Source organism: Bradyrhizobium sp. SHOUNA76, from assembly GCF_023006445.1.
Lineage (GTDB): Bacteria > Pseudomonadota > Alphaproteobacteria > Rhizobiales > Xanthobacteraceae > Bradyrhizobium.
This window is the reverse complement of sequence record NZ_JALBHA010001070.1, coordinates 1-650: the sequence shown is the minus strand read 5'-3', so window position 1 is coordinate 650 and position 650 is coordinate 1. Positions and strand designations below refer to the sequence as shown.

The window sequence follows — 650 nt, the reverse complement described above, 5'->3', positions numbered from 1 at the left end:
GCCAGCGCGGCTTGCGCCGAGAGAGCCGCACGGACGATGTAGGGGTTAGAAGGCTGGCCGCGCTCGGCACCGCGCGGATCTTGCGACCTCAGCGCGGCGGAGCGGTACCGACTACCCCGCACCGCCATGCGGGAATGGCGCAGTCGCGACACGCCGATCATGTGGCCGACGGCAAAACGCGCAACGCCGAGCGGGCCGCCGCGCAATCCGAACTGGGCCTCGGCTCTGGCAGGCAACAGCACTGCCGCAATCAGAAGGGTCGCGCCGGTCAGCGCCAGTCCCATGCGTCCCGACATGACCGCTGACCTGACCAATTCGGCCTCCTCCCAGCTGCCCACGCGCGCACTGCGCCGTATCGAGATGACTCGCGAGGGAACCGATTGTTCCCGGGCGACACAGGGTAAAGCGTCGCGGGGACTCTGGCTCACTCCGCCTTCTGCGGCATCACAAAGGTCTGGCCGGGATAGATCAAATTGGGGTTGTGGATCTTGTCGCGGTTGGCCTTGAAGATCACGGCGTAGCGCGCGCCGTCACCGTAGGCGAGCCGGCTGAGCGCCCACAGGCTGTCGCCGCGGGAAATCACGCGGTTGCCGCCTGCCTCCGCCGGTGCGGCCTGTTTCGCCTCTTGCTTCGACTCTTGCCTCGCGACC

The 650-nt window shown here is 67.7% G+C and carries 1 protein-coding gene and 1 pseudogene; both read right to left on the bottom strand.

The window, feature by feature from the left end:
- A pseudogene (locus tag MOV74_RS39780) lies at positions 1 to 296 on the bottom strand (hypothetical protein); the annotation flags it as partial.
- 128 nt (positions 297 to 424) lie between these two features.
- The coding region (locus tag MOV74_RS39775) for a LysM peptidoglycan-binding domain-containing protein (RefSeq protein WP_246933066.1) at positions 425 to 650 on the bottom strand (226 nt) is incomplete at its 5' end.